Genomic DNA, 24,638 nt, shown 5'->3' on the forward strand with positions numbered 1-24,638 from the left:
TCTCGACTAGAGCAAGAATACTTGGGTGTATAGTATGAGTGTGCTTAAGCCTAGGAAAGAGTTGCCTCATGTTGGCGAGTATGTCGTAGCTACTGTCAAGGAGATATTCGACTATGGTGCATACGTTACACTAGACGAATATGGTGGTCTTCAAGCATATTTACCTTGGAGTGAAGTATCAACGAGATGGGTTAGGAATATCAGAGATGTGATCAGGGAAGGCCAGAAGATTGTTGTTAAAGTTATTAGAGTTAATAGACACAGGAAAACAGTTGATGTCTCGCTAAAGAAGGTTAGTGATAGTGATCGTAGGAAGAAAATGATGTGGTGGAAACGGTATGTAAAAGCAGCTAAAATTGTTGAAATAGTTGCTCAGAAAATAGGGAAACCTATTGATGAGGCCTATGAGAAAGTTATATGGAAACTTGAAGACTACTATGGCGATCCATTATATGGGCTTGAAGAAGCTGTTCTCCGAGGACCAGAGGCTCTTAGAGAGGCTGGTGTACCTGAAGACTGGATTGAGCCGTTGATGCAGGAGATAAACAGGCATATAAAGATAAAGAAGGTTAGGATACGTGGCACGTTTATACTGAGAAGCCTTAAACCTTATGGAGTAGAGGATATAAAGAAAATATTGCTCACGATACCTGAGGTTGCTAAGAAGTTTGAAAAAGTATCTGTTAAAGTATACACCCTAGGTGCGCCAAGGTACGTTGTTGAAGTAGAGGCCCCTGACTATAAGATCGCTGAGAAAGCTCTCTCGGCAATAGTTGAGCAGGCAACCACTATGGCTAAAGACCTTGGTGTTGAAGCTAAGTTTGAGCGTGAGAAACGATGAACTGGCTTATGAGGAAATGCCCTGTTTGCGGAAGATATACGTTGAATAAAGACAAGTGTCCCGCGTGTGGAGCAAAAGTTGTTGTTCCACATCCGCCAAGGTTCTCTCCTGAGGATAAATACATAGAGTACAGATTGAAAATGAAAGCAGAGGCTGGTTTACTAAAAATAGATGAACAACCACTCTTTGATCCTTAGCTTGTTTCTTCTGGTGGTACAAACTCATATAACGCCACTAATACTCTTATCTCGTAATCACCCATGTCGGTGTGTACTGTATCTAGATAGGTCATTGTTGCCTTTACTAGTTTAAAGTACTTTAGTTCAGGGAAGTCAGTTCTTGTTAATGGATTACTTGATACGAGATTGTTTACGGGATTATATCCAAGCTGGAATATAGCATCGGTTACTAGTCTCACGAGTAGCGTCTTTTCTGCTTTGGGGCTCCAGGCTAATGATAGTTGTAGAGATGATCTTATTGGTGCCTGTAAGCTTATGTATTCAGCGGACTTCTTTCCTGACAATGTAACGTACTCAAAGAGTCTGGCAATATCGCCGAACGGTATATATATTATTTCAGGCATTCCATAGGCTCCTTCTCCCGCTACATAAGCCCTACCTATGTGTACAGCTTTTCTTACAAGACCCAGTGGTGTTTTGTCTACTGAGACAAGTTCTGTTACTAGTATGTAGACCTTGTATTTACTCGTGTCAATATATTTCTCTATGAGTGCACGTGCAGTTTCTTCATCGCTAATCATTATGAGTGATATGATTCTCTTATTCGCATCAGGCCCATGATCGTCGGCAAGTGTGTGAACAGGTTTTAACCCAGTTACCCAGGCTGCTTTATCCCAATGCACTATTACTACAGAGTTTTCTTTAACAAGGTTTAGGAGAGTAGCTAGACCGCTTTCATTGATAACCTTGTAGCCATGCCCTGCTGGTGTTATTCCACTATAGTATATTTGTGGAGGTGTTGATGCAACATTATAGGAGCCTGCGACACCACCGGCAAGAATACCAATTATGATCCATGTTAGTATTGCTAGGGCAAAGACTCTTAGTTTGCCTTTATATTCTTTGTAAATAAAGTCTGCAACTTTGCTCAAGGCAAACATTATGAATGGTGAAATAGCTAGTGTGGCAAGTACAGATAATGGAGGCTCGATGTATGCCGCTATTATACACGTCAAGAACAATATGATACTTACTACTTCAACGGAATTCCTCTTCAAATCAGCTAATAGACGTGACCTCAAGTACATTACTAGAGCGAATGGCGCCAAGATAACTACTGGGAATATGTCTACTACAGGATTGTATTCTTTTGAATAGGGTTCTGGTAGGCCTGGAGGATTGAAGAATGTGATAATGATATAAGTTAGTATTATAGCGGCTGCTAACGAGAATATCGTTGAGATAAATCTCCATATGTTTCGTTTAAACGCTATTGTTATTGCTGAAACGAAAGTGTACTCTAGGTATGAGAATATTGTTGTTGTGCCCAAGAGTATTAATGCGAATAGATGGTATACAGTGAAGTACTTATTTACGGCAGCTAATATCAGTGTTGTAAGGAATACTATTGATGCTGCTAAGAGTGTTCTCTTATCTATAGCACCTGAGTACATTAACGTGATCATGTAAAGTGATAGAACTAATGGTATAATCCATGCAGCCGACCATATGAACCATGAGACAGTGTATATTATGATGCTTGCTGTAAAGATTTTCCAGAAGTTTTTGACATCGGTAGTGTACTTGGGTAGTAACGCCAGTAGTACTATTGTTAGTACACCAATAGGCATTGCTATGTAGGATCCATAGTTTGTGTATTTAAACCAATAAGCAGTAGCTGGGACAAGCAGTGTTAGTGCCAAGGCAAGCGATGAAGTTAGTTTATCTCGAAACATTATGTACGCTAGTACAAGTGCTTCAATACCCAAAAGTATGCCCATCACAAGCGTTAATATACCTGGATTAAGATTGCCTGCATAGGCATTGATGATGTCTAACAGAATAGGTGAACGTGTAAGATCTTTACCTACAGGAAACCATAGATACGGGTCATCAACAATACTTCCTCCATTTGCAATATACTTCAATATATGGATATGATACCAAGATATCTTGTCATCGTAGAAACTCTTGTCTACCGAGACATATGTTGTGTAGATATAAGATACTATTGAAGCAAGAATTATTATTAGGCCAATAATTGTTACAAGACCTGTTTTGTCTTTAATAGACCTTAGCATAAGTACTCCCTTGCTTCATTAGCTCTAACTTTAGAAGAAAAGGGGGATAAGAATAAAAATTATTTCCTCCAACCCTTTAAAGACAGGTGAATAGAATTGACTAGAATTAAGAGAACGCTGCTTGCTCATTTCTTTGAGTATGAGTACTTTATAGAGAGTACTGCAAGATATGTTATAGGAATAGTGTTTGCAGCATCAATATTCTTTCTCAGCAACTGGTATAATGCCATAAAGATCTATAGGGAAATGCCTTCATACTACGGGTTCTATATCCTGGGATTATCGCTACTTACAACATCGTTGTCTCTATTGACTTTAATAGTTGCATTCCTTATTCCGCGGTTTGAAGAAGTATTTCAGCCACGTGGTTTTAAGAGAATTCTAAGTAAAGGACGTGAGAAACATATTACCGTAGCAGTAGTTTTAGTGATATTGTCGCTTGTCTCAGCAATAATATTCTTAGGATACTATACTGAGGCAGTATTGAAAGTAGGGTGATAGAGAAATACTTAACTGTTTTACCAAGGTTTGTCTTTTAACCCTAGATTGTATGCAATAACATTTGTTGTTATGTGGAGTAGTAGTATTATGGTAAATGAGAATACTACAAAGAATAAATGAGCTATGGTAATCAGCCCTGTTATCATGTAAAGTATGGTTGCTCCTATAGCGAAGTCTAGTTGATCGAATACTGGTAAGGGTTCACCTCGCTGTATTCCTAGTCTTCTCTTGAAGAATGATTCACAGATGTCGCCAAGTAAGCCAGCTATTGATGCCGCGAAGAATATTGGTAGTAATGGTTCTTCTCTGAAAAACAGTGATACCGCCAGGGAGGCTAAGAAACCTCCTATACTACCAATTAATAGACCTTCCCAAGTCTTGCCGTCTCCGAGAATTCTTTTTCCATCAATGAATAGTTTCCCAGAGTCTATGGGTCTACCTTTCTTCAAAAGTACTGGCATGGCATTTGCGATCATTGGTGGACCATAGTACTTCAATAAGAATACTAGGAGTTCTTCAGCTATAGTCAATCCACTCCACACCGCTTTCCTCTATAATGAATTTCAATTGGATATCCTTCTTATCTAAAGGCTTTACTATCTTAAGAACTCTCTCGCCGTCACTTCTGAGTAATTGTATTATTAAGTCAAACCAAAACTCTAGAATAGGCATACCTGAAGCAGTAACTTCTTCGCCATCAATAGACTCTACTGCCCTTACTTGGGCTGAAGAATATACGACAGTGCTATTCTTTAGAGTGATATACTTGAGTAAACCTAGTATAATTCCTAGTTTCTCTATTGACTTCTCTTTATATGCTTCAAGCCTGAAGGGAGCGTTTATACTGTCAATTATTATGCCGTCAACGCGTTTCATTAATGGTATTGTCAGAATAAGTTTCAATAACTCATCGAGACTATATACTTCAGCGAAAAACACGTTGCTATAATCCTTCTCTCGTGGAGCCACTCTAGCCATATACATGCTGCCTTCGGTGCTTATAAAGAGGATCTTCCATCCATTGATTGAGAGATTTCTAGCAATCGTGAGCAACAATGTTGTTTTTCCTGTACCAGCTTCTCCATAGACAAGTATCATTCTATGCTTCTCTAGTATCTCGTCTAGAATACTTGATCCTGTGAGCATAGAGTCAGCACTTCCTTTAGCAACGTTATGTAGGGAGGTATAGTGTCCTTATAGAGATTTTAGAGTGTATTAGAGAAATGTTTTATGGGACTAATGGTATGGAGAAACGTAGACTAGTAGTGCTGGTATACGAACCTAAGAGATTCCGGCAAGTACTTGATAGGTTGAAGAAGAGAAGAATACCATTCTCCATACCAGACGATATTAAAGACATTAAACCAGGTGATGTTGTTTATACTGATGACCCCAGGATTGCCATGGAGCTCATGGAGAAAGGTGTGCTTGTTTTCCTTGATGATAAGGGTAGTGATAGTGTTTTGGAGAAAGCAATACTTTCTCTGAAATTCAAAAACGAATACAATGAATTAACTGTAGGTGTTGACCCTGGGGATAGATTTGTAGTTGTTGTACTAGCTGATGGCAGTATTGTTGATTTCAATATAAGTTATTCTATAGAGGAAGCCCTTGACTACATACGCTGGGTTCTAAAGGTTTTTCCGGCAAAAAAGAAGATTATCAAGATCGGTGGTGGAGTCGGCGGCATAGCGTTTCTCGACAAGCTATGTAAAAGTCTTGGACTAGTAGTCAAAGAAACTAGAACAAAGATCATGGTTGTCGACGAGGGTAATAGTACTCCAAAGACTAGATGGCGTAATCCCTTTATAGAAAGGATCATTAGTGTTATACCCGATAGTATTCCCTATAGGAAAGACCTGTATGCTGCAACAGCAATAGCGTTGAAACAAGGTGTTTTGGTGGAGGATAGTGATGAGGATAAGCCTTCCTAAAAACGGTGTACTTCGCGTATTCGGGCCAGCGCTAGTAAGTGTTGTTGAGGGCAAGGCTTGTATTTTAGGTAGAGTAATTGGTCCAGGAGACAAAGTCGTAATACACAAGATGAGAAGCTATGCTGTCCTAGCACTAGAAGACCTTGTTATCGAAGCCAATTTAGGGCCTGGTGCAACAATACAAGAGCCCAGTCCTAATGAGGAACCTATTGCCGAATGGATGGAGCTTGCCAAGAAAATTGTTGGTAGAAACAAGAAAATAATCATTATGGGGCCAATAGACTCGGGTAAATCATCTATAGCGATGTTGTTAGCAAATATTGCTTTGAATAACGGGCTTAAGAAAGTGGCAATCATAGATTCTGATGTAGGCCAAGCAGATATCGGTCCTCCAGGATTCATCACGTTGTCGATGGTGTCAAGCCCAGCTATTTGGATGAGAGAATTATCACCGACAATTATGAGGTTTATAGGCGATATAAGACCGCAGTACCATGTCGAGAAGATAATATGGGAAGTAGTTAAACTAATAGGCAATGCTGTAAGTAATGGAGCCGACATGGTTGTTATTGATACTGATGGATGGATCCAGGATAGTAATGCTATTGACTACAAGATCAGGCTTATAGAAGCTGTATGGCCTGATGAAGTAGTTGTTATGGGTGAACAATACGGGAAAGTATTCAGGAAACTAGAAGGTCTTGGAATAAAAGTTCACGTATTCAAATCACCACCAGTAATCAAGTCTAGAAATCGTGACGAGAGAAGATGGCTTCGTAGTGAACAATATAGGAAATTCCTTGAAGAAGCGCCTATAAAGAAGTACATGCTAAGCGATCTGATCATTATAGGTAACCCATTATTTGAAGGAGAAGAAGTTGATGCAAGTAGTATTGAATCCATAGCGGGTACAAAAATATACTATGCATCTCTATTACCGGACTCACTTAACCTAGTCATACAACCTGGGAGCAGAGTCGTCCCTGTAGACAAGATCAAGGAGATGATGGGAGTTCAGCGAATAAGATTTTATACACTGGGGTTTGAGAAGGGGATATACGTATCCTTATCTAAAAGAGATATAGCTGAATACCCTGGCCTAATCGACAACATAGACTATACTTCTAAGACTATATCGGTCAAGACTATGTTCGATGACAAGCCGCTTATCATAAAATTCTCCCGTATGAGGATAACAAAAGATTATACAGAGCAGTTAATAGAGTAAAAGTAAACAATCTTGTTTACCATAGTGTGACAAAGGTGGTTAGAGTATGAGTGAGACTAGTGTATGGGGTTTTTTCGATAAGTTAAGAGAAAACGGTTTCAGTATTGATGACAAAGGTGTTATCAGCAGTTTATTTGATGTAACGCGTATTGTCGCAAAACAAAAAGATCCCTTTATAGCGTCGATTAAGAACTCTTTCTCAAGAATTTATGCCAATGTTGTTAGTAGTAGAAAGCATATTCATTTAATGCTTAATGTAAGAAATGATGTTGAGTCCTACAAGAAGATTCTTGAGGCACTCAATAACCCTACTAAAGGCGTTGTAGATAACTTCAGGAAATATTTTGAAGAAACAAGCTATACTCTCAAGGATCTACCATTCATAAAATTTTATAGAGAAGATGGAGGATACTATCTAACTAGCTCGATCTATTGTACATGTATTGATAGTGTTTGTAATGCTTCTTATCATCGTACAATGCTTATTGATGAAAATAAGGCTGTTCTTAGAATAGTACCTAGGCATCTATACAGGATTTATAATACCTACAGTGAAATGAGGAAAGACACGCCTGTGGCAATAATACTTGGTGTACATCCAGTAATAGAACTCGCCTCATCAACAAGTCCTCCCTATGGTGTCTACGAGCTATACGTCGCCAATAGACTTCTAGACAACAAGCTTGCATTCGTGGAAACTCCACAGTTCAAAATCCCCGTTCCAGCGACAGCAAGTATTGTTGTCGAGGGAGTAATCTCTCGGGACGAAGAGGAATGGGAAGGACCTTTCGTTGATATACTGAGGCTTGCCGATAAAAGGCGGAAACAACCCGTGTTCAAGTTGAGTAGTATCTATGTTAACAAAGAATTTGAACCATTGGTGCATGCCATAGTGCCTGGTTTCGAAGAACATATACTACTCATGGGTTATCCTCGTGAAGCATTGATATGGGATAGCGTTAGGCGTGTTACAGATGTAAAAGCTGTTAGGCTAACTCCTGGTAGTGGAGGATGGCTCCATGCGGTTATCGCTATAAGGAAGAAGAATCGTGGTGAAGCAAAGAATGTTGTACTGGCGGCTTTCACTGGTCATCCAAGCTTAAAGAGTGTTATCGTAGTTGATGACGATATCGATGTTGATAACCCGCTTGAAGTCGAATGGGCTTTGGCGACTCGTTTCCAGGCTTCAAGAGATCTCATTATAATTAAGAGTGCTAGAGGCAGTACACTAGACCCTAGCGGTGATGATGGTGTTGTCGATAAACTAGGATTTGATGCAACTATTCCGCTAGAAAAACCCAAAGAGGAATTCAAGAAAATAGAGATACCCTGAGCGGGAGTGATCTACTCTTGTTTCTAACAAAACTCGAAGAAAAAATGCTTTCAGGAGAATACGGGGAAGCAGTAGCTCTCGCAATGAAGGTTATTGTTAAAGTTGGAGAAAGCCTTGGCGCAGAGAAACTGGTTAAGGTAAGACACGTCCACGTATCAGGCGTATCTTATAGCAATATAGGCGAGCCAGGGGCACGCTTCATTGAGAAACTAGCTAAACTCGGTGGCAGAGTAAGCGTATACACTACAAGTAATCCAACATGTATAGACTTGTATGGCTCGACAAGGATTTTCGATGAAAAACTTGTTATGGGGCAGAAAAAGATAAACAGTGCTCTTGAAAAAATGGGTATAAGCCCATCATATACATGTATTCCATACCTTATCAGTAAGCCAAGTGTAAGCGAACACCTGGCTTGGGGGGAAAGTAATGCTGTTGCCATGGCGAACTCTGTTTATGGTGCCAGGACTAACCGTGAAGGAGGACCGTTAACACTATTGGCGGCAATAGTTGGGAGGACCAGTTATGCAGGGTTACACTTGATGGAAAACCGTGTTGCAAGAACGCTTGTAGAATATACGGCATTCAGTAAACTCGATGATTATTGGGGTAGTCTTCTAGGTCTCTACATAGGGGACAACATATCTGATATACCGTTTGTAAAAGGCTTTAGTGAAGCTAGTTTCCTCGGCATAAAAGAATTACTTGCCTCAGCAGCTGCCACAGGAAGCCATGGATTAATTGTTCTGGACGGCATTACTCCCAGAGAAAGCTATAGTGTCGACATTAATGAGAAAATTATTGTTGACGAAAAAGAACTTAGAAACTACATGGACAAGATTTCAACCCAATATGATGATAAGGGTTATATTCTTGCTTACGTTGGATGCCCTCATCTCACGCTAAACGAGTTGAATAAGCTAGCTAACCTAGTAAATCAATACACTAAAATTAAGAGTAACGTGAAATTCCTTGTAACAATACCATACATGTATAAGGGTGTTGTTGACGACATTGTTACAATACTACGTAAAAAAGGAATCGAAGTAGCTTATGGTACATGCCCCATAGTGTCTAGATTGAGAGAAAAACCTGATCTCGTGATAACTAATAGCGGAAAAGCATTGTTTTACTTGAAGAAACTACATGGATTAGAAGTCTCACTGGCAAGTATAGAAGACATGGTAAAGGAGGTAATGGTTAAGTGAAGGAATTCAAGGTAAAAGTTATTGTTAGAGGATCATGTAAGGGCGAGCCTGTTGTTATCAACAGAAAGATATCGTTTTTCGGAGAAGTAGATCCTGAAAAAGGTGTTGTCACAAGTGATGGTGTTTGTATTACCGATAAACCATTAGTTATTGCCGGGACACGGGGTTCTACTGTTGGTTCATATGTAATTTACGCGTTAAAAGAGTATGGTAGAGCGCCATCATGTATCATTGCTGGTGAAGCTGAGCCTATTCTCATTATAGGCTGTATTATTGCTAATATACCTCTGTTTGTTGTAGAGGACTACAGAGAGTTTATTGATTACTTAGGTAAACATAAAAAACCATATATTGAAGTAGATGATGGAAAGGAGGTAATTAGAGTCTATGAGGAGGGCATACTTCATAGTAATAGAGGGGCTTGACGGAGCTGGTAAGACAACTATTTCTAAATGGCTTGTAGAAGTATTTGAGAAAAATGGTAGGAGTGCGATCTACACTTACGAACCCAATGATACCAAATTCGTTGATGCATTAAAGAGCTATAAAGAATATAGAACACCTGAATTAGATGCACTAGCTTACGCTGCCGATAGACTCGTGCATTTAAGGAAAGTTGTTATACCAGCGCTTCTTAGTGGAACAGATGTCATAATGGATAGATACTATTTCTCAAGCATAGCCTATCAAGGCGCTTCAGGTGTCCCCATAGAATGGGTTATTGAAGTAAATAGGTATGCGATAAAACCAGATCTATCAATATACATTGATGTAGAGCCCGAGACAGGATTGACCCGTATTAAGAAGGGGAAGAGTAGTTCTAGATTCCCGGAGTATGAGAAAATCGATTTACTGAGGAAAGTCAGAGAAATCTATATAGACATGGTTAATCGTGGATGGCTAGAATACGTTGACGGTAATCATCCTATTGAACAAGTAAAGGGAGAAGTCTTGAGTGTAATAAACCAAAAGCTGAGACTAGGTCTTCGTGCCTAACTCCTTCTTTATCCTCCTTATCCTCTCCAAGACCTCAAGCCATCCAATGATCTCTCTATATCCCCGTTCTTCTGGTGATTCAACTGCTTTACTGAGTATTTCGAGCACCTTATTCTCAAGAGCTTCAAGAACTTTTGACGCGGATACTCTTGCTAGTACTTCTCTAGCTTCCTCATCGCTTCTAACAAGGTAGACCCTGCCATGGACAGGGCATACTACTTCTCCTGTCCTTAGCCTGAAAAGTGGCATGCTACAGTTTTTCACAGGGCATTTCTCCGGCAACATGACAGCACCGCTTCTGAGAAGTTCGCTCATTTTCTTCAATGCTTCTTTATTGCTCATACTGGTTGGCATAGAGTCCACCATGGCTTATTCCTATTCATTCATAAGTTCCTTATAGATTAAATATATAAGGTTAAGTATCGTGGTTTATGCATTATATTGTAGGACTGTAACGCCCTAATAACTAGCCCTAGAGGTGATTGATGTGGCAGCCCCCACACTATATGATAATGAGGCTAAGATCAAGCAGGCAATGCTCATGCTCATGAGGATCATTAATGACACCAGTGTACCACGTAACATAAGGAGAGCTGCTACAGAAGCATTAAACCAGCTTAGGGATGAGAAACTCTCTCCAGGAGTAAGAGCAGCTAATGCTATCAGTATTCTTGACTCCATAAGCCAGGATCCCAACATGCCTATTCATACCCGTGTCCGAATATGGAATGTTATAACATTGCTTGAAACAGTCAAGGACTAATGATCTAGTATGGGAAGACCTCCCTTGGCTAGAGTGAGAGTACGTGGTATAGCTGCTACAGCATTAACAAAAATACTTGCAGACGCAGGACACGTGATTGTACAGGCAAGTAGAGTTATACAAGAAAGAATGGGTATCCCGTTAAATACATCGCCAGCCGATGTCACGGTTAAGGATGCTGATAGAGATGAGTTGCTAGTAATAGGTTTTCCAGATAAGGCTAGTGAAGTACTTGATACGCTTACCAGCACTCTTAGGTATGTTCTTGTTTGGAAGCCTAAACTTAACTTACACTCAGTTGTTGTAGCGAAGATAATTAATCGTGAAGGAAATACTTGCACGCTGGAACTGCCTTATGGATATAGAGCGTATCTTGATAATTGTAGAGGGGAACCAGGAGGTCTCGTAACGGTATCTGTAGTCAAGGCACCGGTTAAGCCAGGAGAGTTTCCACGTGTATCAACAAGTATTCGTGTCATAGGAGAATATATTGCGTTAATACATGGCTCAACGAGACTGACAATAAGCGAGCATGTCAGAGATGAAGTTAAGAGGAAAGAACTACTTGCAGCGGCGACAGCGGGAGTAATGGGTAAGGGTTTGGGAGTGCATTTACGTAGTAGTTCTGCTTATGCTTCGCCAGATGATATAGTTAATGAGATCAAGGTTCTCGAGCAGAAACTCAAAGAAGTCCTCGAAAAAGCGAGAGAATGCAGTGAGCCTTGTATAGTCTATGAAGGAGAGCTTGTTGCTCTTGTGGGGCTGACTAGTGAAGCAAAAAAGATCCTCGACGAGTATAGAGATAAAGTTGTAGCAACAATAAAGGGTCATCATAGCTATAAAACCTTTGGTGATACATTATCTGAAATAGTTGATTTCGCTGAGGTCTTGTTAAAGAATGGTGTTGAAAGAAGTGTTGTCGAAGAGAGTATAAATGAATACGTTATGTCAAAGAACACTAGTTCTCCGAAAATAAGTATAATCCATATCAAGCCCGATGGCAAGGTTTATGATTTAACCCCTGGTAGAATCGAAGCAATAATCAAGACCGCCAATGGATACAAACTGAGGTTAAAGAGAGTGTTTCGTGGAACAGGAGTATATGATGGGCTTGGTGTAGAGAAAAAGCCTGGCGACTACGATGAAATGATCGTAGAGACGGGTAAATGGTATGTAATACACAACTATAGGAGAAGCGATGGCACACCAATAGGTATGTATGTTAATATAAACACGCCTCCAGAAATACTTCCAGCACAAATAAAATACCATGACTTACTAGTTGACGTTGTTGCGAAACATGGTAGTGATCCTGAGATTATAGATATGGATGAACTCGAAAAATACTATAACGAAGGTGTTATCTCAGAGGAACTATATAATGGGGCTAAGAAAGCCATTGAAGAAGTATTGAAGAACGTGTTTAAGAAAAACATCAACGAGAATGAGAGTCAATAATAAAAACCTTCCTTAATAGCTAAATTACACTAGGTGCGGGGGTGCCCGAGCCTGGTCAAAGGGGTCGGGCTGAGGACCCGATGGCGTAGGCCTGCGTGGGTTCAAATCCCACCCCCCGCACCAACTTCTTAGCAACCTTATAGTTACCATATAGTTACCATAGGAGTAGACTTGAGTGATTCTTCTTGATAATTCTGTTTAAGGGTAGTGTTTTCTATTCCTTTGTTTTGGGCTCTGTTGTAATGGGTATAAACCATATCTTGTCGACGCCTCTTATTTTTCTAAGTATTTTTATCATAGTTTGTATTTCTCTCCAATTGGTTTCGACTATAACTATGTTGAGGCACCATCCTTTCTCAAGTAGTTGGTGATAGAAGGATCTTATTATTGGTTGGAATGAGTGTATTGTATCAATTACCTTCTGGTCTACTGAGGGTTTTAGTTCATGGTTTGTTAATGCAATGAGTATGCCATAGATTCTCTCTTTATATAGTTCTTCAGGGTATTTTTGTGAAATATATTCCCTTAATGCTTCTCTAACAAACTCTGATCTGCCGGTGTACCCGTATCTTTTAATGCATTCATCTATTTTGTCGAGGAGATTATCTGGTATTGAAATGCTTATGATAGGTGGCATGGGCATTATCCCCTTAAGATTTCTGATATATTAACTTGTTATGGCAGTTCTTAATATTTTCTCTATAATATCTGCTATTGGTATTTAATAATAAGACTTATTATATTAGCTATTTTTGTATCGTTAACTGGGTTGACGTGTAGTGGAGAACAGTATACCGAGGTTTTGGGTGTTAATAGGCGTTGTAAGTGTGCTGGGCTTGGTTTTGTCTATTATTGGAATACATTACTATGCTATAGACTTGGCGCTTTTAGTTATATCAATGGCGATACTTGCTAGGTTTGTAAAGAATCTTGTTGTTAAGAAGAAGATATCAGTGGATCTATTGATGGGTGTAGCTGGAGTTGTTACGTGGTATATAGATGCTATTCTAGAAGGATTTCTTGTCTTCGCGCTATACTCTATATCGGAGTTAATAGAGCATTATGCTGAAAGATATGCCAGTAGAAAGTTAACAGGTTTAAGAGAGCTCTTGCCTAGTAAAGTTAGCGTACAAGTTGGTAATGGTATTATTGAGAAGGATCTTGATGACGTAGATGTTGGTGATATAGTACTGGTTAAACCCGGTGACACTGTTCCAGCTGATGGGGTTATCGTGGATGGTGAAGCAGTATTTGATACATCGTATATAACTGGCGAATCCGAGCCAAGATACCTCAGAAAAGGAGATCATGTCGAGAGCGGGTATGTAAATAAAGGCGGACTTGTTAGGGTACGCATCCTTAGAAGACCTGATGAATCTATACTACAACTACTTGTTATGGAAGCAGAAAGGTCTCTAGCCAGGAAGGCATCACTACAGCGCTTTATCGAGAGGTTTTCTCAACCATACACCATTCTTGTCCTAGTATTGTTCGGTCTAGCCACATTATTATTGACACCATATAGGGCTTTAGCAATATTATTAGCTGGCTGTCCTAGCGCGTTCATTATATCCTCTGGCACGTCTACTGCACTAACTATCGCTGTTCTCGCTAGAAGAACAATTGTTGCTAGAGGAGGTTTATCACTAGAAAATACGTATAGGGCCAGGATTGTTGTGTTCGATAAAACAGGTACCGTTACACTGGGTAAACTGAGAGTTACGAGAGCCGTAGCCATCAATGGTTTTAGTGAAAAAGAGATACTGCAGCTTGCTGGTGGTGCTGCTAAGGCGAGTAATCACCCGGTTGCGCAAGCTATTGCTGAGCATAGCGATATGATTCCTTTTAGTGCTGAAGAGTATCCTGGTAAAGGTGTTAAGGCAGTTGTTGACGGTAAGACAGTATACATTGGTTCTAAGGAGTTCTTTAAAGAACTGGGTATCACGGTTAATGATGTTGGTTGCGGTGTTGGTGAAAGAGAAGTATTTGTCTCTATCGATGGATGCTTGGCTGGGGTTTTATGTCTTGGCGAAGAACTTTCCGGGGATGCGAGAGAAATAGTCTCTATTCTCAAGAAAATGGGGCTTGAAATAGTCATTGCAAGCGGCGATACAAGTGATAGAGTTGAAAAAGTCGCCAGGTTTCTGGGAATAGACAAGTATTATGCTGAGTTAAGCCCTAGTGATAAGAAAAAGCTTGTCAAAGATCTACGTCGTAAGTATGGATATGTAGCCATGGTTGGTGACGGGATTAACGATTTAGAGGCGCTAGCAGAAGCTGATGTAGGCATAGCTGTTGGTAGTTTGAATGTTGTATCGAGTATTGCTGATGTAGTATTGCCTAAGGGTATAAATGGATTGCCTCTATTATTTCGTTATGCAAGAAAGTATATGTTGTCAATTTATACATCGATAGCACTAGCCTTAGCAATTAAGCTAGGCGTTATAACAATGGGTCTAATGGGATTACTGCCTTTATGGGCTATTGTTGGTATAGGTGATGACGGATCAACTCTTGTAGCACTGAGTGTAATAGGATATCTGGTCTCAAGACGATAAGGATCTAGCCGGTAAACCAGTAGTGATATTAAACAATTAGTTTAACCGCATGATTGTTTGTATCAAAGTATCTCTTTTAGCTGTAAGTTAACTCTTTAGGTAGCTAGCGATGATGTGGTATGGTGTTTAGTTTTTCTTAAGCCAGTCATCAAGGCTCCTAGCTTTACTGGGTTTGCCCTTCTTTTCGCTAAGGACTTTTTCTACAAAATTATCTCTCACGGGCTCATAGACGTACTTGTAGAACTTCTGTGGGTCTGTTAGTATTGTACGTGGGAATTTCGACACGTACTCGAGAGCCGCTTTCCAAGCTTTTTCATAAGGTATACCGGCTTCTTCGAATCTCCTGGCGACATTTCTATCGTAGTCTTCTGGTTTTTGTTCAATACCACCCATCATGTAGTAGCCTGAAGGACCTATCTGTACTCTCTCGCCGAGTTCTTCAACAATCTTCTTCTCTCCAGCCCCGCTTGTAATGTACGTTCTAGTAGTCTTCATTACAGGTCTTCGTGAAGGACCATAATATTTTGCCCAGGCATAGAATATTGCTCTATTGAGACCAAAGCTCTTGGCTTTATCTATATCTTTCTTCAAGAGATAGTATCTTGCGGCTTGCAGTAAAGCCATTACAGGGAACCTTCCAATAGATCTCCCTGTAGAAGATAGTGTAGCAAGATTAGATAGGGTTTCATGTATACTTGGCAGTGTTATCTTTGTTGCACGTGCTTCTATGAGACTCCGGGTCTTTACTTTCCCTATCTTCTTCAAAGCCTTTACAGCCAAGTCATCTGCTTCTCCTTGTTTAAATCGTGCCCAGGCTTTGCTACTATATTTCGGCTCCTTTGGATTGCTCCAAGAAGGATTGAATTCATCTAAGTCTTCTGGACGTAAAGGTATGGCTACAGCATCTAGTCTACGATGTAGGCTAAGTGGTGCTGTAAACACTCTCTTGGGTGCAACGAGATTTTCTATTTTTATTAAGCCTCCACTATCCCTCACGATCTCGAGTAGCTCCCTCTTGAGAGACTCCATGATATACTCTGCTAGAGCAAAGACCACGTCAATTGGATGAGCCATATTGTAGATGTTGTCACTAATGGCTTTCTCATGGATTCTAACATGGATTCCGGCGCCACTCCATAGGAAATAAATGCTTTCCCTAACACCCTCTTGCTCAAGAAAAGACCTTATTGTTTTGGCTGCCTCGATGGCGTAACGCCAAGTCTTCTCAACAATACTTTCGTCAACAATATCTATGTCGATAAACATTGTTGCAGCATATACGTTGTTCTCATAGTCTTCTTCAACATCTCTTCTTGAAGTAAGCCTCTTAAACAGCTCTATTGTCCCATAGATACTTCTTGGGTTGAGCCAGCGATTCTTCTTCAGTAAATCAACTATTTCGTCTGGCGACGTGATGATGAGGGGTTTATTATGGATCCATCTGATCCACTTCTTTCCAGGACCCTCTATGCCAACCCATCTATCCTTTAGAAACAAGGTAATTTCTTCGGCGACGTTTTTCTGAGAATAATACTCTATAACATTAATCATGTTCCCCTAACCCACGATATTTCTCATAGAAAAAATATTCAACGAATATTGAAAATACTTAGCACACCACGTATATTATATCTGACCTTTCTATTCTTCCATGCGCTCTTATAGGCCTTGTAGAGAATTGCTATGGATAATATCAACAGGAATAATTGGATTATGAAGCCTCCAAGTAAACCATGAGCTGCTATCTCGGGTGACACGGCAGCTATTAGTAGCCCAGCGATGCTATTCACTGTAGCTATTATCCCAGCTGCTGTTGCCTGTAATTCTGGCGGTAATCTACGGCTAATAGACATTGTTTGTGCCGTATCTTTGAATGGGAAAATCGGGACAAGCCATAGTACCAGTAGTATTAACCCACTTGATATGTAAAGGAATACATTGAGGATCATATAAGCTATAAGCGATAAAGCAAGCACAATATCTGGGTCATATTTGTCTACAAGCTTGCCTGAAAGAGGTCTCATGAGCGAGCCTGTTAAGGCAGCTAAACTCATTGTCACAAGTCCGTAGATGAAGAGGTTTCCTACCTCCCTATAGATCTTGACGAGTAGAAGTGAGTAAAACATAGTCAGTCCAGCTGTGGAGAAAAGAATAGCTAGAACCACAGCTGTAGACCTCTTTATTCCTTCGAAAACCTCTTGTAGGCTAATAGATCTACCTTTTAGTCCTTTAGGATAGTATGCAAACTGAATTATAGGAGATATGGCTAGGAAGATACCTGCCAGCAGGAAAAGCCCTATTCCGCCAATGTATTGCTTGAAAATCCCGGGGACTAAGCCTCCTAAAGCCCATCCAATACCTGCAAAAAACGTTATCCATGCGTATATTTTTCCTGATCTACCGCCTGCCTCTAGTACTGTTCCCAAGCTACTTGGCGCCGATAATGCTGTTCCAAGATACATTAAAGCTACTGCTACTGGTGCATAAACAGGATTTATATACGCCAATAGTGTTAATGCCGGGAATCTAAGTATGCCAACAAGTATGAGGTTGCGTCTACCAATTCTGTCCCCGATCATTCCAGCTACTACAGAGAATATTGATGGAATTAATTCAGCCGAAGCGAGAAGGGCAGCTAACCCATACGCTTCTCCAAGATTCTCTATGATGTAAGGTCTACTGTACGTGAAGTATATTGATGTGCCAAGTCCTTCAAGGAGAAAAGCTATGGCGAAAGCCTTTAGCCATCTCTCTACATTCTTCATCTCACTATCCCATGGCTTAACTTAAATACTTGCTCTGTCGAACACTGTTCAGCATTATGACTATAACATGTCTCGCTAGCGAGTTTATCAAGTTGCTGTTTTACAGCTATTAGCTGTTATAGTGTCTTTAGGATTTCTTCCCAATTAGTTTCAGGAGTTCATCGTAGAATTCTTTTGTCCTACTGAAATCTCTTTTTATAAGGCCTTTGAATGGGGCGAAGTATAGTTTCATTGTTCCCTTTTTATCGCCAATAGTTACTTCAATGAAGTCTTTTCGCCCAAAGATACCATACCTTAGATTAACTATCTTAGCATCAAGTATCGTGGAATATGGTATAGTTATTTTATCGCTCTTACCTTGGATCCATCTACCTAGCCCGAATAATCCAACGAGAACAGCAGTCTTAGCTATAAGCCCTACTGAAATACCTTTCTTCAGCTTCTCAGCCAGTAGCATTGGAAGTCTGACGACCAGCTCTTTATCGCCAAGTTCTACCTCGCCATCACCATACTGTGGCAACGGACCATACTTGAAGTAGAATAAAGCCTTCTCCATGGATATCACAATTAGTGTCTAAGCCTTAGAGTAGTATATAACAATATCTATAGTGCAACAGAATATTTAACTAAAGAAATTACTGATGTTTAATTAAATTATAAACAATATCTAACCCAAACTTTCATGAACTATATTGGATAAAGTGAAATGGTATGAGTAGTATGTGTAGAAGATGTGTAGAATGGTGGACCGGCCGGGATTTGAACCCGGGACCTCTCGGATGCCAACCGAGCGCTCTTCCAGGCTGAGCTACCGGCCCACCTGTGCCATTTATCACTCTTTATTATAGGGGGGTTTAAGGATTTTTGGTTTAGGATCATTTGGTATAGATTTTATATATCCTTTGGACTTCTACCTTATCTCCAGTCGAAACAGAGGTTTTTCCGGGTGTTTTATGGTTGGGTGCCAAGGATATTCTCGATGAGCTTATCGAGGCGAGGCTGAAGAGACGGCATAGAATATTCGTTGACAAGGAGAAGCTTCACCCAGACTATATACCAGACAAACTACCTCATCGTGAAGAGCAGATTAGGCGCGTAGGCAGTATACTAATACCTGCTCTTGAGGGAGTAAGACCCAACAACATATTGATATATGGGCTGACTGGCACTGGTAAGACTGCTGTAACTCTCTTTGTACTGAAGAGGCTTGAGGAGAAGACTATCGAGCTTGGCTCTAAGTTCAAGTATGCTTATGTTAATACACGGAAAACAGATACGCCATACAGGATCCTTGCTGAGATAGCTAGAAGTCTTGGTTTGAGAATACCTCATACAGGTCTTGCTAAAGCAGAAGTCTATAGGAGATATATTGAGGCTCTTGAAAACTGGGGAGGTATACATGTTGTCGTACTTGATGAGATAGACTATTATGTTAAGAATCATGGAGACGACTTGCTCTATAAATTGGCTAGAATAAACGAGGAACTACGCACAGCCAAGGTATCGATTATAGGAATAACAAACGACATCAACTTCATTGAGAATCTTGACCCAAGGGTCAGGAGTAGTCTTGGAGAAGAAGAAATAGTCTTCCCACCATACAATGCTGAACAACTAGAGGATATTCTGTGGGAGAGAGCTAGAGAAGCATTTAGTCCAGGCGCAATATCACTTGATGTGATAAAGTATTGTGCAGCACTAGCTGCTAGAGAACATGGTGATGCTAGGAGAGCGCTTGATCTCCTTCGTGTTGCAGGCGAGATTGCTGAGCGTGAAGGCTCTGAGAAAGTATTGATAAAACATGTTAAACAAGCTTCGCTCGAAATAGAGTATGGTAGAATACAACAAGTAATAACAACACTGCCTCTACACGCCAAGCTGGTGTTGAAAGCTATAGCGTTGATTGTTAGAGAGAAAGAACATGCAACAACAGGGGAAACCTATGACAAGTACAGGATTCTAGCGAAAAGCATGGGGCTTGACCCATTGACTCAGAGGAGAGTCAGTGAGATAATAAATGAACTCGATATGCTTGGACTTGTCAACGCTATAGTGGTCAACAGGGGGCGCTACGGCAAAACAAAAATGATTAGAATAAGGGACTCGCTGGACATTATAGAGAAGACGCTGGATAAAGTTCTTGGAGAGTAAATATGGAAGTAATCGCTATTGATGACGGGTATTTTCCTCTAGAATACAAAGCTAGACGTGGATACACTATTCTCTTCGGAGTCCTATACAGCATCCCTACTAACGCCATAGAAGCTTTTTCATGGAATTACATAGAAGTTGATGGACTTGACGCTACGGATAAGGCTATTGAGATAGTTAGGTTGCTTAAAAGAAATGAAAACATAGTACTACTTGATGGAGTAACCTATGGGGGTTTCAACATAATCGACCCTAGGAGAATATATAGTGAAACAAAAACTCCCTGCATAGTCGTGTTCAGATATCCTCTAAGCATAGAGAGAATAAGAAAAGCTTTGACGAAGAACTTCAGTGATTATAAGATCAGGCTTGAAGTTATAGAGTATGCCTTGACAAGAAGATACGTCATGGAAACACCGTGGAGAGCCCTTGAGTACACACCAGTAGGCATAAGTCCTTATGAAGCGAAGACTGTTCTCGAGAAACTACAGTTCTACTCTCCCGAGCCAGAGCCGCTTAGAATAGCTGACCAACTAGCGTCTATTCTGTCAAGAGAAATGCTTAGGATAGGTATGTTATGAGAATGTGTAGCGGGCCCGCCGGGATTTGAACCCGGGACCTACGGGTTTCCTCCACCCGCTACACTGGGTTGTTAAAAGCCCGCCGCTCTACCAGGCTGAGCTACGGGCCCACAGGCTATCCTAGTGTAAGAGTGTTTCTCCTTTATAATTTTACTCTAAACAGTGGTGTAGATGTAGGAATAGTGTGGAATAGTGGTGCTGTCTCTAGCTGTTTTCGTAACTGTTATAGTATTAATTATGGTAATGCTTAAGAACCGGTTTGTAAATAGCCTTCTTGACCTGTGTTCCAGCCCACCGTCTTTGGGTTCGGTGATTGATAGTAAAGTATATCTATCTGATAAGAGATAGGCTAGGGTTGACCTACTATGCCTAAGTCTAAGAAAAAGACAGTTAATATACTCGAACATGAATGGGTTCCTGAACACGAGATTCTTAGCCCCGAGGAAGCTGCTGAGGTTCTTAAGAAACTTGGTGTGAAACCCATACAGCTACCATGGCTCTTGACAAGCGATCCCGTCGCTAAGGCAATAGGGGCTAAGCCAGGTGATATCGTACGTATTCGTAGAAAGAGCTTCACAGCTGGAGAAGTAATTGCTTATAGGTATGTAGTTGTTGGCTAGGGGGTGTTTTGTATTGTCCACGTCTAGACAGGAAGTTTTTCCTACACCAGATGATCGATGGGTTGTTATGGAAGCATACTTTAAGGAGAAGGGACTAGTACGCCAGCACTTAGACAGCTATAATGATTTCGTTGAGAGAGTAATATACGATATTATCGAGGAGTACAAGGAGATCCCTATACCAAGTATTGGCGCAAAGATTATCATCGAGGGTATTCGCTTCGGCAAACCAATGATTAGAGAAGTCGACGGCTCCGTGAAGGAATTCCCTAGAGTAACCCCTATGGATTGCCGTTTGAGGAACTTGACTTACGCCGCACCTGTTTACTTGAGGTTCAAAGTAGAAGTTGAAGGAGAAACATATGGTCCTTATGAGATCCTCTTAATGGATCTCCCTATAATGTTACGCTCATCTCTTGACCCACTTTCTCGTAAACCACGTGAATCTGAAGAAGACTATATCAAGAGGCTTATTGAGGCTGGTGAAGACCCCAAGGACCCCGGCGGATACTTCATAATCAATGGTAGTGAGAGAGTACTCGTTGCACAAGAGGATCTTGCAAGCAATAACGTGCTAGTTGACAAAGCTAGCGAAGGCTCTGCCGCTACACACATAGCTAAAGTAATTAGTGTAGCAAAGGGTAGGAGAAGCCAGCTTGTCATAGAGAGAAGGAAGGATGGAGTACTCTATGTAAACCTCCAAGGCATCAGGATACCAGTAGTAATACTCATGAGAGCTCTTGGCCTAGAGAAAGACGAGGACATAGTATACGCGGTTAGCCTCGACCCTGAGATACAGAAAGAGATGCTTCCAAGCCTCATGAAAGTAGTTGATATCAAGACTACTGAGGATGCTCTAGACTATATTGGTGCTAGAATAGCTATTGGACAACCGCGTCAAGCAAGAATTGAGAGAGCAAAACAGCTATTAGACGATCACTTGTTACCGCATATAACCGGTAGACCTGGTGAATCCAAGGAGCAGATCAGGAAGAAGAAAGCGTACTTCATAGGGCAGATGGCTTGTAAACTCATAGAACTCGTCAAGGGATGGAGGAAACCAGACGACAAAGACCATTATAGAAACAAGAGGCTCAAACTAGCTGGTGAGCTACTAGCACAGCTTCTCAGGTATCACTTGACCAACTACTTTGTTCGTGAGCTAAAGAATGCTATCGAGAAGAACCTTAGCAGACACCGTAGAGCAGACATAAAGCATATACTCAAGCCAGGCATGCTTACAGACAGAATACTCCATGCAATGGCTACCGGTAACTGGCCTGGCGGAAAAACTGGTGTTAGCCAGCTTCTTGACAGAACAAACCTCATGAGCTCCTTGAGTCACTTGAGAAGAGTGATCTCACCATTATCCAGGAGCCAGCCTCACTTTGAGGCAAGAGAGCTTCACCCAACACAATGGGGTAGGATTTGTCCATTCGAGTCGCCTGAAGGACAGAATATTGGTCTAGTCAAAAACCTAGCCCTTATGGCGAATGTTAGTGTCGGAGTCCCTGAAACCGAGATCGAGGACTTGCTCTACGAGGAACTAGGCGTGGTGCCTATAGACAAGGTTATTGAAATGGCTAAACAGGAAGGACCAGAGAAGTTCATGACATGGAGTAAAGTATACATAAATGGTAGATTAATAGGATACCATCCAGATGGCAGGGCTCTAGCCGAGGAGATCAGGAAGAGGCGTAGAAAAGGAGAAATAAGTAGCGAAGTAAACGTAGCCCATATCGTTACAAAACACACGAACGAGGTATTTGTAAACACTGACGCAGGCAGGATCAGGAGGCCACTGTTTGTTATCGAAAACGGTGAGCTCAAGCTAAAACCAGAGCACATAAAGAAGCTCGAGAGCGGTAAATGGAGTTTCTCGGATCTCGTTGAGAATGGTATAGTTGAATATCTTGACGCTGATGAAGAGGAGAACGCTTTCATAGCGATAGACCCGCATGAAATAACACCCGAGCACACCCACATGGAGATCTGGACACCAGCTATACTTGGCATAACAGCATCGATAATACCCTATCCAGAGCACAACCAGAGTCCACGTAACACCTATGAGGCAGCAATGGCTAAGCAGGCTCTAGGCCTCTATGCGGCTAACTATCAGAGGAGAATGGATACACGTGGCCACTTCCTACACTATCCACAGAAACCACTGGTACAGACAAGAGTAATGGATATAACAGGATTCAATGCCAGACCCGCCGGCCAGAACATGGTTGTAGCAGTAATGAGCTTCACTGGATACAACATAGAGGACGCATTGATTATGAACAAGAGTTCTGTAGACCGTGGACTCGGTAGAAGCACGTTCTTCAGACTATACAGTACAGTGGAGTACAAGTATCCTGGTGGTCAAGAAGACGTTATAGAGATACCACAAAGCCATGTTAGAGGGTACCGTGGACCCAAGGCTTACGAGAAGCTAGAAGAAGACGGTATTGTTGTCCCAGAAACACAAGTCAAAGGCGGCGATGTACTCATCGGCAAGACCAGTCCACCGAGATTCCTCAGCGTCCAGGAATATGGCGTTGGTACTAGCCTAGTTAGGCAGGACACAAGCGTTGTCACAAGGTATGGTGAGAAAGGTGTTGTAGACACAGTTTTGATAACAACTGATTCCGAAGGAAACAAGCTTGTCAAGGTACGTGTACGTGACTTGCGTATACCAGAGCTTGGAGACAAGTTTGCTTCTCGCCATGGACAGAAGGGTGTTATAGGCTTACTTGTACCACAAGAAGACATGCCGTTCACTGAGGAAGGTATTGTACCCGACTTGATAATTAACCCACACGCATTCCCAAGCCGTATGACAGTAGGACAATTGATCGAGAGTATGGCCGGTAAACTCGCTGCCCTCGAGGGAAGATTCATTGACGCGACACCATTCTACAAAGAACCAATAGAAGGCATCAGGATAGGATTAAAGAAGCTAGGCTATCCTGCAACCGGAGAAGAAGTAATGTATGATGGTAGAACCGGAGAAATCATACAGAGACCAATATTCATCGGTATAGTATACTACCAGAAACTACACCACATGGTAGCAGACAAAATCCACGCCCGTGCCAGAGGTCCAGTACAGATACTCACGAGACAGCCTGTTGAAGGACGTGCGAGAATGGGCGGTCTTAGATGGGGTGAGATGGAGCGTGACTGTCTAGTAGGCCATGGAGCAAGCTTGCTGCTGAAAGAACAGCTCCTCGATAAGAGCGACAAAACAGTGATCTATGTATGTGAGCTATGTGGCCACATAGGATACTATGATAGGAACAAAGGAAGACTAGTATGTCCACTCCATGGAGAGAAAGGAAAGCTCTACCCCGTTGAGGTGAGTTATGCATTCAAGCTCCTGCTTCAAGAACTCATGAGTCTCTGTATCATGCCTCGTCTCAAACTAGAAGATATCGTTAGAAAGAAGTAGAG

The 24,638-nt window shown here is 41.2% G+C and carries 24 protein-coding genes and 3 tRNA genes; 17 read left to right on the forward strand and 10 right to left on the reverse strand.

Annotation, left to right across the window (positions count from 1 at the left end; all coding sequences use genetic code 11):
* The first annotated feature begins 40 nt into the window (after window positions 1-40).
* Both J4526_03435 and J4526_03440 read left to right on the forward strand, forming a co-directional pair.
* Window positions 41-841, forward strand: coding sequence for a translation initiation factor IF-2 subunit alpha (locus J4526_03435; GenBank protein WFO76305.1), 801 nt, complete (start codon window positions 41-43; stop codon window positions 839-841).
* Complete coding sequence (locus tag J4526_03440) at window positions 838-1,038, forward strand: RNA-protein complex protein Nop10 (GenBank protein ID WFO75917.1); 201 nt, start codon at window positions 838-840, stop codon at window positions 1,036-1,038. Before J4526_03435 ends, J4526_03440 begins: the two co-directional genes overlap by 4 nt.
* On the opposite strand, the gene J4526_03445 is transcribed toward J4526_03440, so the two are convergent.
* Complete coding sequence (locus J4526_03445; GenBank protein WFO75918.1) at window positions 1,035-3,101, reverse strand: hypothetical protein; 2,067 nt, start codon at window positions 3,099-3,101, stop codon at window positions 1,035-1,037. The two genes, J4526_03440 and J4526_03445, sit on opposite strands and share 4 nt — an antisense overlap.
* Window positions 3,102-3,197: 96 nt before the next feature.
* On the opposite strand from J4526_03445, the gene J4526_03450 reads away from it, so the two are divergent.
* Window positions 3,198-3,599, forward strand: a complete 402-nt coding sequence (locus J4526_03450) for a hypothetical protein (protein ID WFO75919.1) — start codon at window positions 3,198-3,200, stop codon at window positions 3,597-3,599.
* 20 nt (window positions 3,600-3,619) lie between these two features.
* Here J4526_03450 and J4526_03455 read toward each other — a convergent pair whose 3' ends face one another.
* Both J4526_03455 and J4526_03460 read right to left on the reverse strand, forming a co-directional pair.
* Window positions 3,620-4,078, reverse strand: a complete 459-nt coding sequence (locus J4526_03455; protein ID WFO76306.1) for a CDP-2,3-bis-(O-geranylgeranyl)-sn-glycerol synthase — start codon at window positions 4,076-4,078, stop codon at window positions 3,620-3,622.
* 40 nt (window positions 4,079-4,118) lie between these two features.
* A complete protein-coding gene (locus tag J4526_03460; protein WFO75920.1) occupies window positions 4,119-4,748 on the reverse strand; it encodes an AAA family ATPase in 630 nt (209 codons plus the stop codon).
* A gap of 98 nt (window positions 4,749-4,846) precedes the next feature.
* Between J4526_03460 and J4526_03465 the strand changes: the two genes are divergently transcribed.
* Genes J4526_03465 through tmk form a run of 6 tightly spaced genes read left to right on the forward strand, consistent with a single transcriptional unit; the run spans window position 4,847 to window position 10,301 of the window.
* A complete protein-coding gene (locus J4526_03465) occupies window positions 4,847-5,536 on the forward strand; it encodes a hypothetical protein (protein WFO75921.1) in 690 nt (229 codons plus the stop codon).
* Window positions 5,514-6,764: a GTPase gene (locus tag J4526_03470; protein ID WFO75922.1), complete on the forward strand. Its 1,251-nt coding sequence runs from the start codon at window positions 5,514-5,516 to the stop codon at window positions 6,762-6,764. The genes J4526_03465 and J4526_03470 overlap by 23 nt, the downstream gene beginning before the upstream one ends.
* 46 nt (window positions 6,765-6,810) lie before the next feature.
* The gene (locus J4526_03475; GenBank protein ID WFO75923.1) at window positions 6,811-8,097 is read left to right on the forward strand and encodes a UbiD family decarboxylase; all 1,287 of its coding nucleotides are present in this window, start codon (window positions 6,811-6,813) and stop codon (window positions 8,095-8,097) included.
* Between the two features lie 17 nt (window positions 8,098-8,114).
* Window positions 8,115-9,305: an aconitase X catalytic domain-containing protein gene (locus J4526_03480; protein WFO75924.1), complete on the forward strand. Its 1,191-nt coding sequence runs from the start codon at window positions 8,115-8,117 to the stop codon at window positions 9,303-9,305.
* Entirely contained in the window at window positions 9,302-9,730 is a 429-nt protein-coding gene (locus J4526_03485) for a DUF126 domain-containing protein (protein ID WFO75925.1), read from the forward strand. Before J4526_03480 ends, J4526_03485 begins: the two co-directional genes overlap by 4 nt.
* The gene (gene tmk, locus J4526_03490; GenBank protein WFO75926.1) at window positions 9,693-10,301 is read left to right on the forward strand and encodes a dTMP kinase; all 609 of its coding nucleotides are present in this window, start codon (window positions 9,693-9,695) and stop codon (window positions 10,299-10,301) included. The genes J4526_03485 and tmk overlap by 38 nt, the downstream gene beginning before the upstream one ends.
* Here the strand turns inward: tmk and J4526_03495 are convergent.
* Window positions 10,284-10,643: a hypothetical protein gene (locus J4526_03495; GenBank protein ID WFO76307.1), complete on the reverse strand. Its 360-nt coding sequence runs from the start codon at window positions 10,641-10,643 to the stop codon at window positions 10,284-10,286. The genes tmk and J4526_03495 overlap by 18 nt on opposite strands.
* Window positions 10,644-10,788: 145 nt before the next feature.
* Between J4526_03495 and J4526_03500 the strand changes: the two genes are divergently transcribed.
* The 3 genes from J4526_03500 to J4526_03510 all read left to right on the forward strand — a co-directional run bounded on the left by J4526_03500 (window position 10,789) and on the right by J4526_03510 (window position 12,645).
* Window positions 10,789-11,064 (forward strand): UPF0147 family protein, encoded by a 276-nt coding sequence (locus tag J4526_03500; GenBank protein ID WFO75927.1) that lies wholly within the window; start codon window positions 10,789-10,791, stop codon window positions 11,062-11,064.
* Between the two features lie 9 nt (window positions 11,065-11,073).
* Window positions 11,074-12,522: a DUF402 domain-containing protein gene (locus J4526_03505; GenBank protein WFO75928.1), complete on the forward strand. Its 1,449-nt coding sequence runs from the start codon at window positions 11,074-11,076 to the stop codon at window positions 12,520-12,522.
* Window positions 12,523-12,557: 35 nt separating this feature from the next.
* Window positions 12,558-12,645, forward strand: a tRNA-Leu gene (locus J4526_03510).
* A gap of 91 nt (window positions 12,646-12,736) precedes the next feature.
* Here J4526_03510 and J4526_03515 read toward each other — a convergent pair.
* On the reverse strand, window positions 12,737-13,165 hold the full coding sequence (locus tag J4526_03515; protein ID WFO75929.1) for a CopG family ribbon-helix-helix protein: 429 nt from the start codon (window positions 13,163-13,165) through the stop codon (window positions 12,737-12,739).
* A gap of 322 nt (window positions 13,166-13,487) precedes the next feature.
* Between J4526_03515 and cadA the strand changes: the two genes are divergently transcribed.
* Window positions 13,488-15,080 carry a cadmium-translocating P-type ATPase gene (gene cadA, locus J4526_03520; protein WFO76308.1) on the forward strand — a complete coding sequence of 531 codons (1,593 nt, stop codon included), beginning with the start codon at window positions 13,488-13,490 and terminating at the stop codon, window positions 15,078-15,080.
* Window positions 15,081-15,206: 126 nt separating this feature from the next.
* Here cadA and J4526_03525 read toward each other — a convergent pair whose 3' ends face one another.
* From J4526_03525 to J4526_03540, 4 genes are all read right to left on the reverse strand, one after another.
* Complete coding sequence (locus tag J4526_03525) at window positions 15,207-16,631, reverse strand: hypothetical protein (protein WFO75930.1); 1,425 nt, start codon at window positions 16,629-16,631, stop codon at window positions 15,207-15,209.
* Between the two features lie 38 nt (window positions 16,632-16,669).
* Window positions 16,670-17,845 carry an MFS transporter gene (locus J4526_03530; GenBank protein ID WFO75931.1) on the reverse strand — a complete coding sequence of 392 codons (1,176 nt, stop codon included), beginning with the start codon at window positions 17,843-17,845 and terminating at the stop codon, window positions 16,670-16,672.
* 127 nt (window positions 17,846-17,972) lie between these two features.
* Window positions 17,973-18,401, reverse strand: coding sequence for a hypothetical protein (locus J4526_03535; GenBank protein WFO75932.1), 429 nt, complete (start codon window positions 18,399-18,401; stop codon window positions 17,973-17,975).
* Window positions 18,402-18,586: 185 nt separating this feature from the next.
* Window positions 18,587-18,663: transfer RNA gene (locus J4526_03540), tRNA-Ala, on the reverse strand.
* Between the two features lie 139 nt (window positions 18,664-18,802).
* Between J4526_03540 and J4526_03545 the strand changes: the two genes are divergently transcribed.
* On the forward strand, window positions 18,803-19,996 hold the full coding sequence (locus tag J4526_03545; GenBank protein WFO75933.1) for an orc1/cdc6 family replication initiation protein: 1,194 nt from the start codon (window positions 18,803-18,805) through the stop codon (window positions 19,994-19,996).
* Window positions 19,997-19,998: 2 nt separating this feature from the next.
* Window positions 19,999-20,577 carry a DUF99 family protein gene (locus J4526_03550; protein WFO75934.1) on the forward strand — a complete coding sequence of 193 codons (579 nt, stop codon included), beginning with the start codon at window positions 19,999-20,001 and terminating at the stop codon, window positions 20,575-20,577.
* Window positions 20,578-20,587: 10 nt separating this feature from the next.
* Here J4526_03550 and J4526_03555 read toward each other — a convergent pair.
* Window positions 20,588-20,687: transfer RNA gene (locus J4526_03555), tRNA-Lys, on the reverse strand.
* A 255-nt stretch (window positions 20,688-20,942) separates the two neighbouring features.
* On the opposite strand from J4526_03555, the gene J4526_03560 reads away from it, so the two are divergent.
* Both J4526_03560 and J4526_03565 read left to right on the forward strand, forming a co-directional pair.
* The gene (locus J4526_03560; protein ID WFO75935.1) at window positions 20,943-21,197 is read left to right on the forward strand and encodes a DNA-directed RNA polymerase subunit H; all 255 of its coding nucleotides are present in this window, start codon (window positions 20,943-20,945) and stop codon (window positions 21,195-21,197) included.
* A 13-nt stretch (window positions 21,198-21,210) separates the two neighbouring features.
* Window positions 21,211-24,636 (forward strand): DNA-directed RNA polymerase subunit B, encoded by a 3,426-nt coding sequence (locus tag J4526_03565; protein WFO75936.1) that lies wholly within the window; start codon window positions 21,211-21,213, stop codon window positions 24,634-24,636.
* Window positions 24,637-24,638 lie beyond the last annotated feature (2 nt).

The sequence above is a fragment of the Desulfurococcaceae archaeon MEX13E-LK6-19 genome, from assembly GCA_029637525.1.
GTDB lineage: Archaea > Thermoproteota > Thermoprotei_A > Sulfolobales > Desulfurococcaceae > MEX13ELK6-19.

Bases quoted from the DNA above. Each gene is read 5' to 3' on its own strand.
- J4526_03440 (WFO75917.1), top strand. From the start codon at position 838: ATGAACTGGCTTATGAGGAAATGCCCTGTTTGCGGAAGATATACGTTG.
- J4526_03445 (WFO75918.1), bottom strand. From the start codon at position 3,101: ATGCTAAGGTCTATTAAAGACAAAACAGGTCTTGTAACAATTATTGGC.
- J4526_03455 (WFO76306.1), bottom strand. From the start codon at position 4,078: ATGATCGCAAATGCCATGCCAGTACTTTTGAAGAAAGGTAGACCCATA.
- J4526_03460 (WFO75920.1), bottom strand. From the start codon at position 4,748: ATGCTCACAGGATCAAGTATTCTAGACGAGATACTAGAGAAGCATAGA.
- J4526_03465 (WFO75921.1), top strand. From the start codon at position 4,847: ATGGAGAAACGTAGACTAGTAGTGCTGGTATACGAACCTAAGAGATTC.
- J4526_03475 (WFO75923.1), top strand. From the start codon at position 6,811: ATGAGTGAGACTAGTGTATGGGGTTTTTTCGATAAGTTAAGAGAAAAC.
- tmk (WFO75926.1), top strand. From the start codon at position 9,693: ATGAGGAGGGCATACTTCATAGTAATAGAGGGGCTTGACGGAGCTGGT.
- J4526_03495 (WFO76307.1), bottom strand. From the start codon at position 10,643: ATGAGCAATAAAGAAGCATTGAAGAAAATGAGCGAACTTCTCAGAAGC.
- J4526_03505 (WFO75928.1), top strand. From the start codon at position 11,074: ATGGGAAGACCTCCCTTGGCTAGAGTGAGAGTACGTGGTATAGCTGCT.
- J4526_03515 (WFO75929.1), bottom strand. From the start codon at position 13,165: ATGCCCATGCCACCTATCATAAGCATTTCAATACCAGATAATCTCCTC.
- cadA (WFO76308.1), top strand. From the start codon at position 13,488: ATGGGTGTAGCTGGAGTTGTTACGTGGTATATAGATGCTATTCTAGAA.
- J4526_03525 (WFO75930.1), bottom strand. From the start codon at position 16,631: ATGATTAATGTTATAGAGTATTATTCTCAGAAAAACGTCGCCGAAGAA.
- J4526_03530 (WFO75931.1), bottom strand. From the start codon at position 17,845: ATGAAGAATGTAGAGAGATGGCTAAAGGCTTTCGCCATAGCTTTTCTC.
- J4526_03535 (WFO75932.1), bottom strand. From the start codon at position 18,401: ATGGAGAAGGCTTTATTCTACTTCAAGTATGGTCCGTTGCCACAGTAT.
- J4526_03550 (WFO75934.1), top strand. From the start codon at position 19,999: ATGGAAGTAATCGCTATTGATGACGGGTATTTTCCTCTAGAATACAAA.
- J4526_03560 (WFO75935.1), top strand. From the start codon at position 20,943: ATGCCTAAGTCTAAGAAAAAGACAGTTAATATACTCGAACATGAATGG.